Source organism: Cellulomonas jepli, assembly GCF_047229345.1.
Taxonomy (GTDB): domain Bacteria; phylum Actinomycetota; class Actinomycetes; order Actinomycetales; family Cellulomonadaceae; genus Cellulomonas_A.
Genome location: NZ_JBFTER010000009.1, coordinates 43,087 through 59,509 on the forward strand (window position 1 = coordinate 43,087; position 16,423 = coordinate 59,509).

The window sequence follows — 16,423 nt, forward strand, 5'->3', positions numbered from 1 at the left end:
CCGTGCAGCGTCAGCGCGCGACGAGCGTGATCAGCGTCGCCTCCGGGCGGCACGCGAAGCGCACAGGGGCGTACGGCGACGTCCCGAGGCCCGCAGAGACGTGCAGCCACGTCGACCCGTCGCCGCCCGAGCGGTCCGGTCGCGCGCCCGGCCAGCCGTGCAGACCCTTGGCGCGCCCCCGGTCGAGGTCGCAGTTCGTCACGAGAGCGCCGTAGAACGGCACGGCGAGCTGCCCACCGTGCGTGTGACCGGCGATGACGAGGTCCGCGTCGTCGGCGTGCATCGCGTCGAGCACCCGCCGGTAGGGCGCGTGCGTGACGCCGAGGTGCAGGTCGACGGGCGTCGCCCCGGTGCGCGCGTCGTCGGTGCCCCCTGCCTCGGGGAAGCGGTCCTGGTCGAGGTGCGCGTCGTCGACCCCGACGAGCGAGACCCGCCGCCCCGCCACGTCGAGCACGTCGCGCCGGTTGGTCAGGTCCTTCCACCCGGCGCCACGGAAGCGCGCAGCGAGCTCGCGCCACGGGAGCTCCGTGGGCGTCTGGCGTCGGGTCCCGCGCGAGTCCGGCAGCAGGTAGCGGCCCGGGTTCTTGGGGACGGGGGCGACGTAGTCGTTCGAGCCCATCACGAACGCACCGGGCTTCGCGAGGTGCGGCTCGAGCGCGTGCAGCAGCGGGCCCATCGCGCCGAGGTGCGCCCAGTTGTCGCCCGTGTCGATCACGAGGTCGGCGTCGAGCGACGCGAGGTCGCGCACCCAGTCGACCTTGCGGCGCTGGCCGGGCACGAGGTGCAGGTCCGCGAGGTGCAGGACGCGCAGCGGCGCCTCGCCCGCGGGCAGCACGGGGACCGTGACCTCACGGAGCGCGTACCAGCGCACCTCGACGAGCGAGGCCCACGCGAGCGCGCCCACGCCACCGAGCGCGAGCCCGCCGAGGGCCCGCGCCGTACCGGCCGGCATCAGCCGTTGCCGCCGTTCCCACGACCGGGGCCGCCGTTGCCGCCGTTGCCGCCGCCCTGCTGGCCGCCGTCCTGGCCGGGCGCCGGCTGCGGCTGACCGTCCTGCGGCCGCTGCCCGTTCGAGACGGTGAGCGTGATGGTCGCCCCCGTCGGTGCCTCACCGCTCGGAGACTGACCCGCAACGCGTCCTGCGGCCATCGTCGAGGGCACCTGCGTCGGGTCGACGACCACGGCGAAGCCGGCGGACTCGAGCATGCGCTGCGCCTCGCCCGGGTCCCACCCGAGGACGCTCGGGACACCGATCTGCTTGCCGTTGAGGTCCGTCGGCGACACCTCGCCGAACGCCGGGACCTCCTGGCCCGCAAGGGCCTGCTCCATGAACCGCTTCCACGTCGGGGCGGCCACGGACGCGCCGAACATACGAGGGATGACCTTGTCCTTGACCCGGACGTTCTTCATCTGGAACATCCCGTCGGGGTAGCCGACCCACACCGACGCCGCCATGACGGGCGTGTAGCCGACGAACCAGGTGTGCTCGTTCTCGGAGGTCGTACCGGTCTTCCCGGCCGACGGGAACGGCGGGGCGTCGACCGAGCTCGCGGTACCCGACCAGACGTTGCTCAAGGCATAGTTCATCGCGTTGGCGACCCGAGGCTCGATGGCCTGCGCGCAGTTCGCCGACGGGACCGGCAGCTCCGCACCGTTGGCGTCGAGGATCTTCGTGATCGCGATCGGGGAGCAGTGGGTGCCGCCCGAGGCGAAGGTCGCGAAGGCCTCGGCCATCGACAGCGGCGCGACCGAGTTCGTCCCGAGCACATTCGCCGGGAAAGGGTCGAACGTGCCGTCCCCGGAATTGCCCCCCGCCTTGTGGATCCCGAGCTGCTCGGCGCCCTGCATGATGTTGCACAGGTCGAGCTGCGTCGCCATCGTGAGGTACGCGAGGTTCACGGAGTTCTTCGTCGCGTCGAGCACCGACATCATGGCGCCCTTGCCCTCGGCGTTGCCGGGCGTGTACGGGCTGTTCTTGCCCTTCTTGCCGCACGCCCGGAACTGGTTCTCGTTGAGCGGACGCACCGCACCGTTCACCTGCTCGCGCAGGCTGTGGCCCTGCTTGAGCCACTCGAGGAGCGTGAACGGCTTGAACGTCGAACCGGGCGGGAAGCCGCTCGCTGCGCCGTAGAGGTTGTCCGCGTTCCAGTTCACGGACGTCTCGGTCGCGCTCGCGGTGTTGTTGTAGTTGCGGTTCTGCGCCATCGCGAGGATCTCGCCGGTCCCCGGCCGGACGACCGAGATGGCCGAGCCGATCCCGGACGCGTCGTCGACGGGGATGCCGTTCTTGACCTCGGCGTCCGCGGCGGCCTGCAGGCGTGGGTCGAGCGTCGTGGTGATGGTCAGCCCGCCGCGGTACAGCAGCTCCTGGCGCTCCTCGAGCGTCGCCCCGAACGCGGGGTCGTGGATCATGACCTTCGTGACGTAGTCGCAGAAGTAGCCGGACCCCGGGACGACCTCACCGGCGGTGCTGCAGCCGAGCTTCGTGTTCTGCACGCGGAGTGTGGTCTCGATCGGCGTCGCGATCCCGGCGTCGTGCTCCTCGGGCGTGATGATCCCCTGGTCGCGCATGAGTCCCAGGACCGTCGCGCGGCGGTTCGTCGCGTCGACGGGGTTCTTGACGGGGTCCCACTTGGTCGGCGCCTGCGTGATCCCGGCGATCGTCGCGGCCTCGAGGTAGGTGAGCTCGGCGGCGGGCTTGCTGAAGTAGTACTGCGCTGCCGCCTCGACGCCGTAGATGGCGATGCCGAACTGCGCGATGTTCAGGTAGTTCTCGAGGATCTGGTCCTTCGGCATGCTCTTCTCGAGCGCGATGGCCAGCTTCGCCTCGCGGAGCTTGCGGCTGATGCCCTCGGCGCCTTCCGCGGTCCGGGCTGCCTCGAGCGCGTCGCGGTCGTCCTCGCGCTTGGCCTTCTCGATGAGCACGTTCTTGACGTACTGCTGCGTGAGCGTCGACGCGCCCTCCTTCTGGTCGCTCAGGAGGGTCTTGACGGTCGCGCGCGCCATGCCGGTGGGGTCGATGCCGCCGTGCTCGTAGAACCGCTTGTCCTCGACCGCGAGGACCGCCTGGCGCATGATGGGCGCGATCTGGTCGAGGGCGACGACGATGCGGTTGTCGTGGTAGAAGGTCGCCAGCACCGAGCCGTCCGCCGCAAGCATCGTCGACTTCTCCGACAGCGGTCGCTGCTCCCCGAGCTCGGACGGCAGGTCGTCGAACGCGGTGACCGTCAGGTCGGTCGCACCGTTCGTGACGGCGACGGCCGGCAGGATGAGCCCGGCGGCGAGCAGGCCCCCGACGCCGGCCATGAGGACGAACGCGAGGAGCAGCGCGAGCGCCTGGAACGCGTTGACCTGACGGCCGCGCACAGAGGTAGCCATGGTCCGTAGGGTACGTGAGGCGGCTGACGACGCGACGTGGCGACCGTCACGCAGGTCCCCGTCTCCACGCGACCTGCACACCTCCTCCGCCGCTCCTCCCGCGCCCGCACAGGATCGCGAGCCGTCGTCGTGCTGTCCGGCGGGCGGCCAATAGCCCGGCACGGGGCAAATCGGGTGAAAACGGCAGAAGATGACCCGATCGGAGGACTGTGGGCTGGTGTCACCAGGCACTACGGTCCCCGCAGGGCGCTCAGGCGCTACGGGGCGCCGGATCGACCGGCGGAGGTCGACGAGAGGTATCTGCGTGGCGACGATGCTGCAGGACGCGCACTGGGTCGCTGGGGCCGCGTGCGGCGTCGGCAAGGTGTCCCCCGACGCGCTGTTCGTCGAGGGGGCCGCCCAGCGGGAGGCGAGGTCGGTGTGCACCGGGTGCCCGGTGCGGCTCGAGTGCCTCGCGGACGCGCTCGACAACCGGATGGACTTCGGGGTCTGGGGCGGCATGACGGAGCGCGAGCGCCGGGCGCTGCTGCGCCGGCGGCCCGAGGTCCGGTCGTGGCGGGCAGAGCTCGTCGGGACGGGGGAGCCGGTCGGGGCCGCCCGCTAGGGTGTGGCCCATGGCCACCACGTGGGAGTACGCGACCGTCCCCCTGATCATCCACGCCACCAAGGCGATCCTCGACCAGTGGGGTGCCGACGGCTGGGAGCTCGTCCAGGTGATCCAGGGGCCCGACGCGGGCCTCGTGGCGTACCTGAAGCGACCCAAGGGCGCGTGATGGGGGCCTCCGAGCGGCTCGCCGAGCTCGGCCTCGAGCTGCCGCCGGTCGCGGCGCCCGTCGCGTCGTACACGCCGGCGGTCCGGACCGGGCAGTACGTCTACACCTCCGGGCAGCTGCCCTTCGTCGACGGCGCTCTGCCCCGGACCGGCAAGGTCGGCACGGGCGAGGGTCTCGTGGACCCGGCGGACGCCGCGGAGCTCGCGCGCACGGCCGCGCTCAACGCCCTCGCCGCGGTCGCGTCGGTCGCCGGGGGCCTCGACAACGTCGTGCGGATCGTCAAGGTCGTGGGCTTCGTCGCGAGCGACCCGACGTTCACCGGGCAGCCCGCGGTGATCAACGGCGCGAGCGACCTGCTCCGCGACGTCCTCGGGGACGCGGGCGTGCACGCGCGCTCCGCGGTCGGCGTCGCGGTCCTGCCGCTCGACTCGCCCGTCGAGGTCGAGGTCGTCGCCGAGGTCGCCTGACGGCGCCGCCCGACCGACCCCCGACGGCGCCGCCCGCCCGGGGCGGCCCGCACCCGCACCGACGAGGGCCCCGACCGCACGTGCGGTCGGGGCCCTCGTCGGTGCGTGCTGCGTGCGGCTCAGCGCGCGCGGCGCTCCAGGCGGTCGACGTCGAGGAGCACGACCGCGCGCCCCTCGCGGCGGACCCAGCCGCGCGCGGCGAAGTCGGCCAGCGCTTTGTTCACGGTCTCGCGGGAGGCGCCCACGAGCTGGGCGAGCTCCTCCTGCGTCAGGTCGTGCGCGACGCGGATGCCCTCGTCGACGGTCTCGCCGAAGCGCGTCGCCAGGTCCAGCAGCGCCTTGGCCACCCGGCCGGGCACGTCGGAGAACACGAGGTCCGCGAGCGCCTCGTTGGTGCGCCGGAGCCGGTGCGCGAGCGCCTTGAGCAGGTGCATCGCGACGGTCGGGTTCGCCTCGAGCCACGCGATGAGCGCCGAGTGGGCGAGCTCGAGCAGGCGCGCGTCGGCCACGACGGTGGCGGTCGCGGTGCGCGGGCCGGGGTCGAACAGCGACAGCTCGCCGAACATCTCACCCGGTCCCTGCACGGACAGCAGGTTCTCGCGGCCGTCGCTCGAGCGCCGGCCTAGCTTGATCTTCCCGGACGTGATCACGAAGAGCCGGTCACCGCGCTCGCCCTCGTGGAAGAGCACGTCACCCCGGCTGACCTCGATCGGGGACATCGACGCGATCAGTGCACGGGCCGCCTCGGGGTCCATGTTCACGAACAACGGGGCCGACAGTACGACGTCGTCCTCCACGCTGGACCTCCACCCGCTCCGCCGGACACTGCTGCCAGGGGACAGTCTGCCGCATCAGCCCCGGTCAGGGCGGACGAGGGTCCTGGCGGGCGGCGTGGCGGGCTCTTCGGCGAGGTGCTCGACGAAGCGGTCGGTCGCCGCGGCGAACGCCACGTCCACCTCCGCCTGGTAGCGCGCGAGCCGGCCGTCGAGGTCGCGCAGCGCCTCGAGCTGGTGCACCTCGGCCATCGGGAGACCGGCGCGCAGCGAGCGGAGCAGCTCGACGTGACGCGGGATGTCCGGGGCAGCGCCTGCCGGGAGGAGGGTCTCGCCGTCGACCCCGAGCGGCTCGGGGACCGTGATGACCGCGATCGCGACGTCCAGGCGGGCCCGGACGAGCCGGCGCCAGTGCGCGACCCGCCGGCGCTCGGCGTTCAGGGCTGCACGGTGGTCGCTCAGCCGGTCGGCCACGGAGGTCTCGACCACCAGCGACATCCGTCCGCTCCCGTCTCTGCGCCGCCGCCCTGTCGGCGGTTCACCCGGTAGTTCGACGCGGGAGGGCGCGGACTTGAGGTGCGTGGCGTCCGGGCAGGTCACGATCACCCGGCGGGCCCAACGAGGACCACGCGGACGCCCCGCCCCGTAGGCTGCCCGTGTGACGACGCGCCGGTGGAACACCGAGACCCACCTGGCGCGCGTGCGCCGGGCCCGGCGCGTCAACCGGGTGCTCGCGCTGCGCTACCCCGACGCGCACTGCGAGCTCGACTTCACGACGCCGCTCGAGCTGCTGGTCGCGACCGTGCTGTCCGCGCAGACCACCGACGTGCGCGTCAACCAGGTCACCCCCGAGCTGTTCTCGCGCTACCCGGACGCGGCGGCGTACGCGTCGGCGAACCGCGAGGACCTCCAGGACGTGCTGCGCCCCACCGGCTTCTTCCGCGCCAAGGCCGACGCGGTCATCGGCATCGGGCAGGCGCTCGTCGAGCGGTTCGGCGGCGAGGTCCCGGCGCGGCTCGAGGACCTGGTGACGCTCCCGGGCGTCGGCCGCAAGACGGCGAACGTCGTGCTCGGCAACGCGTTCGGCGTCCCGGGGATCACGGTCGACACCCACGTCGGCCGGCTCGCCCGGCGGCTCGGCTGGACGGAGTCCGAGGACCCCGTCAAGGTCGAGCTGGAGCTCGGCGAGCTCGTCGAGAAGCGCGAGTGGACCATGGCGTCGCACCGGCTGATCTTCCACGGCCGGCGCACGTGCTTCGCCCGCAACCCCGCGTGCGGGGCGTGCCCGGTCGCGCTCGACTGCCCGTCGTACGGGGTGGGCGAGACCGACCCGGAGCGCGCCGAGGCGATGCTCAAGGGCTGACGCCCGCGGCCCGACCACGCGCCGCGGCCCCCGCGATGCCCGTTCCCGCAGGGCGAGCACGCCCGACGACCGCGCCGCCGTCCCGGTCGTGCGGAGTCAGACGGGCGCGACCTCGCGGAGCCACCGCAGCAGCAGCTCGTTGACCCGCTCGGGCGCCTCCTCGGCGAGGAAGTGCCCCTTCCCGGGGATGAGCTCGAACCGGTAGCCGGCGCCGAGCCCGCGAGCGACCCGCCCCGTGGCTGCGGCGTAGGGCGCCGAGCGGCAGCCGTCCGCACCGCCGTGCAGCTGCAGGACCGGGACCGCCTCGGCCGCGCGCAGGGCCGCGAGGTGGCGTTGGCCGTCCATGCGGGGGCCCGAGCGCACGAGCCAGCGCACCTGCTCCATCGCCGAGTGCGCGGCGAACGGCACGGACGCGGCGCGGCGGTACGTGGTCGCGACCTCCGGCGTGAGCCACGCCGTGCCGCCCGACCACTCCCGCAGGAGGCGGACCACGAGGTCCGTGCGGGTCAGCGCGCGCTCGGGCAGGAGCGGGAGCTGGAAGAACGCGAGGTGACGGGCCGCGCGGAGCCGGAGCGCGGCGCCGCGCTGCGAGCGGGCCTGCAGGGGGTGCGGGGCGGAGAGCGCCGCGACCGCGAGCGTGACGTCGGGCTGGTAGGCGGGCATCGCCCACGCGACCTCGCCGCCCGTGCCGCTGCCGACGACGACCGCGCGCTGCGAGCCGAGCGAGCGCACGAGCCCGGCGACGTCCCGGACGAGGGTCGGCACGTCGTAGCCGAGCGGGGGCTTGTCGGAGCCGCCCGACCCGCGCAGGTCCATCGCGGCGACCCGGTACCCCGCCTCCGCGAGCGCGGGCACCTGGTGCCGCCACGCCCACCAGAACTGCGGGAACCCGTGCAGGAGGACCACGAGCGGGGCGTCGTTGTCGTCCGGCCCGGCGAGCGCGACGTGGAAGCGGGCGCCGTTCGCGGCGACGTGCTGGTGCCGCCAGGGTCCGTCGATGAGCAGGGTGGAGGAGTCGACGGTCACCCCGGGGAACCTACCGCCTGGCGGGGTCCGCAGGGGCCGCCGTCATCCGTCCGGGGTGACCGGGCGGGCACCGCGGTGGCGCACAGGTGGGCGGGTGGGCGCCGTCAGGCGTCCGAGGGGAGCCCGGCGTCCTCGAGCGGCTCGGCGTCGGCCTCGAGGGACGCGGCCGTCCGGCGGTCCTTGGGCGGGTCGAAGCGGTAGCCGACGTTGCGGACCGTGCCGATGAGCTGCTCGTGCTCAGGGCCGAGCTTGGCGCGCAGCCGGCGGACGTGGACGTCGACCGTCCGGGTACCCCCGTAGTAGTCGTACCCCCAGACCTCCTGCAGCAGCTGCGCGCGCGTGAACACGCGGCCCGGGTGCTGCACGAGGTACTTGAGGAGCTCGAACTCCTTGTAGGTGAGGTCGAGCGGACGGCCGCGCAGCCGCGCGGTGTACCCGCCGGCGTCGATCGTGAGCTCGCCCGAGGAGATCTCCTGCGGGGCGTCGTCGTACCCCGCGGTCGCCGCGCGCTCCATGACGAGGCGGAAGCGGGCCTCGACCTCGGCCGGGCCGGCGTGCTCGAGGACGATGTCGTCCGCGCCCCACTCGGCGGTGACGACCGTCAGGCCGCCCTCCGTGAGGACGAGCACGAGCGGGACGGTCAGCCCGGTGGCGCGCAGCAGCCGGCACGTGGTGCGGGCGTTCACGAGGTCGCGGCGTGCGTCGAGCACGAGGATGTCGGCGTCGGGCGCGTCGACGAGTGCCGACGGCTCGACCGGGAGGACCCGCACCCGGTGCGAGAGCAGGCCGAGTGCCGGGAGCACCTGTGCCGAGCCCCCGGAGGACGGTGTGAGGAGCAGCAGATCTGCCACCGGCGGACCTCCTAGCCTGGGAGTGGCCTTCACGGTACAGGCTCGGCGCGGTCCTCGACGCGGCTGTCCGGGTGGGCCCGTCTGCGACAATCGTCGCCGTGCCCCGCTCCTCGACCCCGTCCGTGCCCGTGAGCCGACCCACCCCGGCGCCGTCCGTGCCGGGCGAGGCGACGGTCCCCGGACGGGTGCGGTAGGTCCCGGTGCAGGTCTCGACACGTGCGGTCTCCACGGCCGCGCTCGCGGCGCTCGTCGCCGTCGCGGGCTACGTGAGCGACCCGACGGTGCTCGACGTGCCGTACGCGCAGTACGCGCTGCCCGCCGTCGTGGCGTTGCTCACCGTCGCGTTCGCGATCGGCTGGCCGGTCCTGGCGCAGCTCCCGGGCCGGCTGGGCTCGTCGATCGTGATCGCCCTCGTCGGCGTCGGTGCCGTCGCGACGGTCCAGCGGACCGTCGACGAGCCGTACCTGCGCGGGCTGCCGGTCGTGTTCGCGTTCTCGGTGCTGCTCGCGTTCGTCAACGAGCTCGCGCGGCGCGGCGGGCGCGAGCGGCTCGTCGAGTCGGTCACGGGCACGGTCGCGGGGACGCTCATCGCGGTCACCGCCGCGGGCTGGGTCGCGACGCAGCACACGCCCGGCGGGGCCAGCCTGCTCGTGGCCGGGGCGCTCGCGCTCGCGGCGGGCTCGGCGGCGTCCGCGCTGCCCTTCCACGGCTGGACGGGCGCCGGTGTGACGACCGGCGTGGCGGCGGCCGCGGGGGCCGTCGGCGGGCTCGTGCTGCCGTCGATCGACCCGCTGGCCGGTGCGCTGCTCGGCATCGGGGTCGGGGTGCTCGTGAGCTCGCTCCAGGAGCTGTTCGACCGGCTGCCCGCGCTCTCGCGCCGGCCCGCGGCGATCGCGGCGCTCGTCGTGCCCGTGCCGGTCACGGGGATCCTCGTCTACGTCGTCGGGCGCGTGCTCGTCGGCTGAGCCGGAGCCTGCGCGCCGGCTCGACGCCGCGCGTCAGTAGACGAGCGCCTGCGCGCCCTCCGCGAGCGACTCCTCGACGAACACCGCCGCCCCGGCGATCCGCACACCGGGCAGCACGTCGTCGGGCCCGATGCCGCGGCGGGCCGCGCACTGCGTGCAGACCGTGACCCGGCCCCCCTCGAGCACGGTCTCGATCAGGTCCTGCGCGGCGGCGGCGTGCTCGAGCACGAGGTCGGCCGCGCGCCCCGGGACGCCGAACCACGCCGACTCGCCGGTCAGCCACAGGCTGACGTCCACGCCGGCCGCGACACCGGCGGCGGCGACGGTCAGGGCCTGGTTCGCGGCCTCGGGCCGGTCGGTGCCGGATGTCGACTTGATCACGAGCGAGCGCCTGGGGGTCGTCACGGGAAGAGCGTAGGGGTGGGGGTCGTTAGGATCGGGGGATGCACACGCTCGAAGCAGTGTTCATCGGTCTCCTGGTCGCTTCCGCGCTGACCATCGGCTGGTTCTCGGTGTACGTGGTGTACCGGCTGTTCAAGGGCCAGCGCTGACCACCGGGTCCTGAGGCCGGGCTGCTGCGGGCGCGTCCCGCACGGTCCGACAGAGGAAGGCAGCCATGGCATTCACCCTGCCCGAGGGACTCGCTCCCGAGGTGTACCCGCTCGCGTGGCTCGTCGGACGCTGGTCCGGCGAGGGCGTCGTCGGGTACCCCGGCATCGACGAGGCTCCCTTCACGCAGGTGGTCGAGTTCACCCACGACGGCGGCCCGTACCTCGCGTACACGTCGACCATCCGCCTCGTGGAGGTGCCCGACGACGCCGCCGCCCTCGTCGCGGACGGCGTGACGCCCGACGGTCCCGCGCACGACGACGTGCCGCCCGGCCCGGTCGACGGACCAGGGCCCGTGTGGGCGACCGAGTCCGGCTACTGGCGCGTCCCGCCGGAGCGCACGGACGAGCTGACCGACGAGCAGCACCCCGTCGAGGTGCTCCTCTCCGACCCGTCGGGCCACGTCGCGCTGTACGTCGGCGCGGTCGGCAAGGGGCGCATCGACCTGGTGAGCGACCTCATCGCGCGCACCGCGACCGGTGCCGAGGTCAGTGCCGGCAAGCGGCTCTACGGGCTCGTCGAGGGCGACCTCATGTGGGCCCACGACATCGCGGCGTTCGGCCACCCGATGCAGTCGTACGCGTCGGCGCGCCTCGTCCGGGACGGGTCCTGATGACCACGGGCACCGGGCCGGAGCTCGGGCAGGCCGTCACGGGCACCCCGGACACCCCGCTCGCCGAGGGCGCCGGGACGCTGACCGGGGCCGCGGGCGCCGTCGGGCAGGGCCTGACCGAGGGTGACGCGACGGCGGTCGTGGCACCGCCCCGGCACACCTCGCCGCTGCTGCGCCGCCGCGGGGCCGTCGCCGGCGCCGGGCCGGACGCCGGCGTCGCGTGGCACTACGGGGACCCGACCGCCGAGCAGCGCGCGCTCACCCGCGGGGGAGCGGTCGTCGACCAGTCCCACCTCGGGGTCGTGCGCGTCGCGGGCCCGGACCGGCTCACGTGGCTGCACTCGATCACGTCGCAGCACCTCACGGACCTCGCGCCGCGGACCTCGACCGAGCTGCTCGTGCTCAGCCCGCAGGGGCACGTCGAGCACGCCGCGGGCGTCGTCGACGACGGCGAGGCGACCTGGCTGATCACCGAGGGCGCGCACGCGCCGACCCTCGCCGCGTGGCTGGACCGCATGCGCTTCACGCTGCGCGTCGAGGTCGCCGACGTGACGGACGACTGGGCTGCGATCGGCGAGCCGGTCTCCGCCGAGGGCGCCGAGGGCGAGCCGATCACCTGGCGCGACCCCTGGCCGCACACCGCGCCGGGCGGCACCCGCTACGGGCCCGACGACGCGCAGCACCCCGGGCTCGACCGGGCGTGGCGGCTCGTGCTCGTGCCGCGCGCCGAGCTCGCCGAGGCCGTCGCCGCGCGCGAGGCCGCCGGCTGGCCGCTCGTCGGCACGTGGGCCAGCGAGGCCGTGCGCGTCGAGGCGTGGCGTCCGCGGCTCGGCCGCGAGGTCGACCACCGCTCGATCCCGCACGAGCTGGACTGGCTGCGCACCGCGGTGCACCTCGTCAAGGGCTGCTACCGCGGCCAGGAGACGGTCGCGCGCGTGCACAACCTCGGCCGACCGCCGCGCCGGCTCGTCATGCTGCACCTCGACGGGTCCGGCCACCTGCTGCCCGAGCCGGGCGCGGAGGTCCGCGAGCTCGGGGACCTCGCGAACGGCGGCCAGGCCGGGCGCGCGGTCGGTCAGGTCACGAGCGTCGCGCGGCACCACGAGCTCGGGCCCGTCGCGCTCGCGGTCGTCAAGCGCTCGACGCCGGTGGACGCCGAGCTCGTCGTCGACTGCGACGGCGGGGCGGTCGCGGCCGGCCAGGAGGTCGTCGTCGCGGGCGAGGGGGTCTCGGCCGACCGGCCCGCCGCCCGCGGGCCCCTGACGCGCGGCCTGGGGCAGCGCCCGAGCCTGTGACCGTCCGGGCGGTGGTGCGCGCGTGAGCGAGGCGACCACGCCCGACGAGCCGGGCTTCCGGCGGGCGGCCCGCGTGCAGGTCGCCGCGCGCGTGCGCCAGGGCCGGGCGCGGGTGCGGACGTCGTTCGTCCCGACGCTCCAGGCCGCGGTCGCGGCGGGCCTGTCGTGGGCGCTGGCCTACTACGCGCTCGGCCACGAGTTCCCGTTCTTCGCACCCGTCTGCGCGTGGGTCGCGCTCGGGTTCAGCGCGGACCGGCAGGTGCGGCGCGTCGCGGAGCTCGCCGTGGGCGTCGCGATCGGTGTCGGGCTCGGCGACCTCGTCGTGCACGTCATCGGGAGCGGCCCCTGGCAGATCGCGCTCGTCCTGTTCGTCTCCGCGACGCTGGCCCGGTTCATCGACCGCGGGGCCGTCCTCACGACGCAGGCCGGGGTGCAGGCGATCGTCATCGTCGGGCTGCCGGCGCTCTCCGCCTCCGGCAGCAGCCCGCTCGGGCGGTGGACCGACGCCCTCGTCGGCGGCGTGGTCGCGCTCGGGGTCGCGGCGCTCAGCCCCGACGACCCGCGGCGCCGCCCCCGTGCGCAGGCCCGGCAGGCGGTGCTCGAGCTCGCCGGGATGCTGGACGTCCTGGCCCGCGGGCTGCGGACCGGCTCGGCGCACGACGTCGAGGACGCCCTGATCCGCGGCCGGGCGTCCCAGCCCGCGCTCGACGACTGGCGCGAGGGGGCGGCGAACGCCCGCAACCTCGCCCGTGTCTCGCCTGCGGGTCGACGGCACCGCGACGAGCTGGGGGCGCTCGGGGCCTCGGCGGTCTACGTCGACCGGGCCATGCGCAACGCGCGCGTGCTGGCGCGGCGCTCGCTGTCGGTCGTCGAGGCCGACCACGACCGGGGCCTCGGCGAGGTCGGCGGGACGCTCGAGCAGCTCGCGCGCGCCACCGAGTCGCTCGCGGGCTCGCTCGCGGTCGGGGGTGGCACGCTCCCGACCCGGCGCGAGCTGGTCGCGGTCGCCGAGCGGCTCGACCCGTTCCGGCTGGCCCCCGACGACTGGCAGGTGCAGAGCCTCGTGCTGCTGCTCCGCTCGCTCACCGTCGACCTGCTCGAGGCGGCCGGCGCCCCGGGCGGCGAGGCCCGCGAGGCGCTGCCGGAGCTGTGAGGCGGGCGCGGCGACGCGGAGACCGGTGCGGGGTCGACCCCGGAGCGGGAGCGCCCCGGACGCGCGGCCACGTAGGCTCGCCTCGTGATCGGAGCCGTGCAGACCCTCGTCTATGTCGCGTTCTACGTCGTGATCTTCCTGCTCGCGGTGTGGGCGCTGGTCGACCTGCTGCGGCGCCCCGCGCAGGCGTTCCTCAGCGCGGGCAAGCGGACCAAGAAGTTCTGGGGGCTGGTCCTCGGGGCCGCGGTCCTGTTCGCGTTCGTCGCGCTGCCCTACCCGATCGGCTTCGGGTACCTGAGCTTCCTCGCGCTCGGCAGCGCGGTCGCCGCCGCCGTCTACCTCGCCGACGTCAAGCCCGCGGTCACGCCGTACTCGGGCGGGCGCGGGCGCGGTCCGTCGGGTCCGCGCGGCGGCTGGTGAGGGCCCTGCTGGTGAGGGCGCGCCCCGTCCTCGTCACGCGCGCCGGCGCCGCCGCGGGAGCGCGCCAGTGAGGGCCGTGGTCCAGCGGGTCACGCGCGCGTCCGTCACGGTCGACGGCGACGTCGTGGGCCGGCTCGACCGTCCGGGGCTCGTCGCGTTCGTCGGCGTGACGCCCGGGGACGGCCCGGCGCAGGTCGAGCTGATCGCCCGGAAGATCGCGGACCTGCGGATCCTGCGCGACGAGCAGTCGGTGCTCGACGTGGGCGCGCCCGTGCTCGTGGTCAGCCAGTTCACGCTCTACGCCGACACGCGCAAGGGCCGGCGGCCCACGTGGAACGCCGCCGCTCCCGGCGACGTCGCCGAGCCGCTCGTGGACGCGGTGGTCACGGCGCTGCAGGAGCGGGGCATCGAGGTCGCGACCGGGGTGTTCGGGGCTGACATGGCCGTCGAGCTCGTCAACGACGGGCCCGTGACGATCCTGCTGGAGTCGGTGCCCGAGCCCGCGTGAGGCTCCTCCGTCGCTGCGACGGCGCGCACGACCGTCCCGGACAACCGTCCACATTCCGGGCGCGATTGCTCCCGGAATGCCCTGCGGTGCACGTTCCCGCAGGTCAGGGCGGTTGAGCCGGTCGGGTGAACGGCGGGGCGCCCGGGCGGACCGCCGCGCCGGGCGGTGCGATCGTGAGCGCCGCGCACGGTCCCACGGTTGTCCGGTGGAGTCGCCGGCGGACGAGGGCACCGGGTCGGAGGTGGGTCGGTGCGCCCCCCGCGGCCGGCGCACCGGCAGGGGGACAGCACATGCAGGAGACAGCCATCCGGACCGCGAGGGTCGTGCTCGGCCCGTTCGTCGACGACGCAGGGGAGCCGTGGAGCGGCGAGGTCACCGTCACCTCCTCGACCCCGCGCGTCTGGGCAGCCACGGGAGCCGTCGTCGCGCCCCGGCCGGTGCCCGTCGCGCTGACCGCCGACGGGACGGCGACGCTCGACCTGCCCGTCACGGACCAGCCGGGCTTCACCGACGGGGCCGGGCGCGCGCTGACGGGGTGGACCTACACGGTCGACGTCGTGCTCGACGGGGCGCCCTACGCACGGCACACGTTCGCCCTCCCGTCACGGGTCGCGGCGGGCGGGCCGGTGCGGCTCGTCGTGCTGCCGGACGGCGGCAGCGTCGCGGAGCACGGTGGTGCGTCTGCCCTGGCGCCCGGGTCCGGCCCCGCGCCGGCGGCGGTGTCCTGGACCGCGTCGTCGCCCGTGCCGGTTCCCGCGTCGGCGGCTGCGGTGGGTCAGGCCCCGGCGGCCGGGTCGGGCCTCGCGGCGCGGACCGCTCCCGCGCCGGGCGCGCAACCGGTGTGGCCGGCCCTGGCCCCGCCGCCCGGGGCACGCCCGGCACCGGCACGCCCCCAGGACCGCGCGCTGTCGCGGCGGGACACGTTCCGCGCGGGTGCCGTCGCGCTCGGGGCCGCGGCGCTCACCGGGTGGGCCGCGTCGCCCGTCGCCGCCGCACCGACCCGCCGCGCCTCCGCCGCGCCGAGCCCGGAGCCGGTCGTGCCCGCGCTCGCCGGGGCCGTGACGCTCGCCCAGGTCGTCGAGCAGGACCTGACGATCGGGTCCGTCGAGCAGCCGCGGACGCTGCGGATCAAGTCGTCCGGCGCCGGGGGGAGCGAGCGCAGCCCCGACCTGTACGACTCGACGGGGCGGATCGTGCTCGAGTCGTACCAGCCGCACTTCAAGTGGTACGGCGAGTCGATCCGCGTCCAGCTCAAGGACCCGCGCGCCAAGGGGATGCTCGCCTACCAGGCGCACTGGCCGACCCCGCACTACGCGGGCGGAGACTTCTCGGGGCGCGCGGTCCACCCCAAGGACCCGATCACGATCGCCTGGATCGGGGCGCACTTCCTCGACAACGACGACCCCACGCAGCTGCGCAACAACCTGCGCCACGGGCACCTCAACTTCGAGGTCCCCGACTCCCGCGGCGACCTCCAGACGCGGTTCGAGATCAAGCTCATCGACACGGTCACCGGCAAGATCGGCACCGACCGCTCCGCGATCCGGACCAACCTCGCGGACTTCGAGCACCAGGTCGGCGCCGCCGGCGAGCAGCTGCGGATCGTCGGCAACGACACCCGGCACAAGGACCTCGCGTTCTCGCTCGAGCACGGCGCCAAGCAGCCGCGCTGGATCCTGCGCGCCGCGGCGGGCGGGGCGCAGCTGCAGTTCCGGCGGTACGCGCCCGGCGCGGTGCACGTCGACTCCCCGCTGCAGCTCGACCCGGGTGACGGGCGGGTGCTCGTCGGGGGCGACGAGGGCTCCGCGGGTGGCCTCGTCGTGCGGCGGCGCGACGGCGTGGCGCTGACCGTGCAGACACTGCTGCCCGGCGGGCACGGGATCCTCGTGAGCGGCCCCGCCGGGGACCCGACCGCGCGGGTCATCGAGGGCGACGCGACCGGGGACGCGATCCGGCGGTTCGTCGTCCAGGTCGACGGCACCATCGCGTGGGGCGACGGCGCCGCCGAGCGGGACACGCTGCTCTACCGGCGGGGACCGAACCAGCTCGGGACCGACGGCGGGATGTTCCTGCGCGACAGCGGCGTGCCCGACGCGGCACCGACGGGCGGGGTGCTGTTCGTGCAGGACGGCGCGCTGAGGTACCGGGGGTCGGCGGGGACGGTGACGACGCTCGCGGCGGCGTGAGCGGTGCTCTGTCCGAGGTCCGGCGAGGTCCGCACGAAGGTTC

Annotated in this window: 18 protein-coding genes; 11 read left to right on the forward strand and 7 right to left on the reverse strand. The window is 75.0% G+C overall.

Annotated features, from left to right (window positions below; translation table 11 throughout):
- Positions 1–10: 10 nt before the first annotated feature.
- Together AB6N24_RS03720 and AB6N24_RS03725 are read right to left on the reverse strand one after the other, a co-directional pair.
- Positions 11–952 (reverse strand): metallophosphoesterase, encoded by a 942-nt coding sequence (locus tag AB6N24_RS03720; RefSeq protein WP_412868085.1) that lies wholly within the window; start codon positions 950–952, stop codon positions 11–13.
- Positions 952–3,378, reverse strand: coding sequence for a penicillin-binding protein (locus tag AB6N24_RS03725; RefSeq protein ID WP_412868086.1), 2,427 nt, complete (start codon positions 3,376–3,378; stop codon positions 952–954). The genes AB6N24_RS03720 and AB6N24_RS03725 overlap by 1 nt, the downstream gene beginning before the upstream one ends.
- A 313-nt stretch (positions 3,379–3,691) precedes the next feature.
- Here AB6N24_RS03725 and AB6N24_RS03730 point away from each other — a divergent pair, with 313 nt between their 5' ends.
- From AB6N24_RS03730 to AB6N24_RS03740, 3 genes are read left to right on the forward strand one after another with little or no spacing between them, the layout of a single operon-like run.
- Positions 3,692–3,982, forward strand: a complete 291-nt coding sequence (locus AB6N24_RS03730) for a WhiB family transcriptional regulator (protein ID WP_412868120.1) — start codon at positions 3,692–3,694, stop codon at positions 3,980–3,982.
- Between the two features lie 10 nt (positions 3,983–3,992).
- Positions 3,993–4,151 carry a Sp36 family protein gene (gene sp36 / locus AB6N24_RS03735; protein ID WP_141371944.1) on the forward strand — a complete coding sequence of 53 codons (159 nt, stop codon included), beginning with the start codon at positions 3,993–3,995 and terminating at the stop codon, positions 4,149–4,151.
- Positions 4,151–4,618, forward strand: coding sequence for a RidA family protein (locus AB6N24_RS03740; protein ID WP_412868087.1), 468 nt, complete (start codon positions 4,151–4,153; stop codon positions 4,616–4,618). The genes sp36 and AB6N24_RS03740 overlap by 1 nt, the downstream gene beginning before the upstream one ends.
- Positions 4,619–4,737: 119 nt before the next feature.
- Here the strand turns inward: AB6N24_RS03740 and AB6N24_RS03745 are convergent, their stop codons facing one another.
- Together AB6N24_RS03745 and AB6N24_RS03750 are read right to left on the reverse strand one after the other, a co-directional pair.
- Complete coding sequence (locus AB6N24_RS03745; protein WP_309485051.1) at positions 4,738–5,415, reverse strand: Crp/Fnr family transcriptional regulator; 678 nt, start codon at positions 5,413–5,415, stop codon at positions 4,738–4,740.
- Between the two features lie 54 nt (positions 5,416–5,469).
- Entirely contained in the window at positions 5,470–5,880 is a 411-nt protein-coding gene (locus tag AB6N24_RS03750; RefSeq protein ID WP_412868088.1) for a hypothetical protein, read from the reverse strand.
- A 169-nt stretch (positions 5,881–6,049) separates the two neighbouring features.
- On the opposite strand from AB6N24_RS03750, the gene nth reads away from it, so the two are divergent.
- A complete protein-coding gene (gene nth, locus AB6N24_RS03755; protein ID WP_412868089.1) occupies positions 6,050–6,754 on the forward strand; it encodes an endonuclease III in 705 nt (234 codons plus the stop codon).
- Positions 6,755–6,850: 96 nt separating this feature from the next.
- On the opposite strand, the gene AB6N24_RS03760 is transcribed toward nth, so the two are convergent.
- Positions 6,851–7,780: an alpha/beta fold hydrolase gene (locus tag AB6N24_RS03760; protein ID WP_412868090.1), complete on the reverse strand. Its 930-nt coding sequence runs from the start codon at positions 7,778–7,780 to the stop codon at positions 6,851–6,853.
- Positions 7,781–7,884: 104 nt separating this feature from the next.
- The gene (locus AB6N24_RS03765; RefSeq protein WP_258725787.1) at positions 7,885–8,631 is read right to left on the reverse strand and encodes a winged helix-turn-helix transcriptional regulator; all 747 of its coding nucleotides are present in this window, start codon (positions 8,629–8,631) and stop codon (positions 7,885–7,887) included.
- 200 nt (positions 8,632–8,831) lie between these two features.
- Here AB6N24_RS03765 and AB6N24_RS03770 point away from each other — a divergent pair, with 200 nt between their 5' ends.
- On the forward strand, positions 8,832–9,596 hold the full coding sequence (locus AB6N24_RS03770) for a hypothetical protein (RefSeq protein WP_412868091.1): 765 nt from the start codon (positions 8,832–8,834) through the stop codon (positions 9,594–9,596).
- Positions 9,597–9,629: 33 nt separating this feature from the next.
- Here AB6N24_RS03770 and AB6N24_RS03775 read toward each other — a convergent pair whose 3' ends face one another.
- Entirely contained in the window at positions 9,630–10,001 is a 372-nt protein-coding gene (locus tag AB6N24_RS03775; protein WP_412868092.1) for a DsrE family protein, read from the reverse strand.
- 211 nt (positions 10,002–10,212) lie between these two features.
- Between AB6N24_RS03775 and AB6N24_RS03780 the strand changes: the two genes are divergently transcribed.
- The 6 genes from AB6N24_RS03780 (at position 10,213) to AB6N24_RS03805 (ending at position 16,380) form a co-directional block, all read left to right on the forward strand.
- Positions 10,213–10,818 (forward strand): heme-binding beta-barrel domain-containing protein, encoded by a 606-nt coding sequence (locus AB6N24_RS03780; RefSeq protein ID WP_412868093.1) that lies wholly within the window; start codon positions 10,213–10,215, stop codon positions 10,816–10,818.
- A complete protein-coding gene (gene ygfZ / locus AB6N24_RS03785; protein ID WP_412868094.1) occupies positions 10,818–12,113 on the forward strand; it encodes a CAF17-like 4Fe-4S cluster assembly/insertion protein YgfZ in 1,296 nt (431 codons plus the stop codon). Before AB6N24_RS03780 ends, ygfZ begins: the two co-directional genes overlap by 1 nt.
- Before the next feature lie 22 nt (positions 12,114–12,135).
- Positions 12,136–13,266: an FUSC family protein gene (locus AB6N24_RS03790; protein ID WP_412868095.1), complete on the forward strand. Its 1,131-nt coding sequence runs from the start codon at positions 12,136–12,138 to the stop codon at positions 13,264–13,266.
- Positions 13,267–13,350: 84 nt separating this feature from the next.
- The gene (locus AB6N24_RS03795; protein ID WP_412868096.1) at positions 13,351–13,686 is read left to right on the forward strand and encodes a DUF2516 family protein; all 336 of its coding nucleotides are present in this window, start codon (positions 13,351–13,353) and stop codon (positions 13,684–13,686) included.
- A gap of 67 nt (positions 13,687–13,753) precedes the next feature.
- Positions 13,754–14,194: a D-aminoacyl-tRNA deacylase gene (gene dtd, locus AB6N24_RS03800; RefSeq protein WP_412868097.1), complete on the forward strand. Its 441-nt coding sequence runs from the start codon at positions 13,754–13,756 to the stop codon at positions 14,192–14,194.
- A gap of 290 nt (positions 14,195–14,484) precedes the next feature.
- Positions 14,485–16,380, forward strand: coding sequence for a hypothetical protein (locus tag AB6N24_RS03805; RefSeq protein ID WP_412868098.1), 1,896 nt, complete (start codon positions 14,485–14,487; stop codon positions 16,378–16,380).
- Positions 16,381–16,423 lie beyond the last annotated feature (43 nt).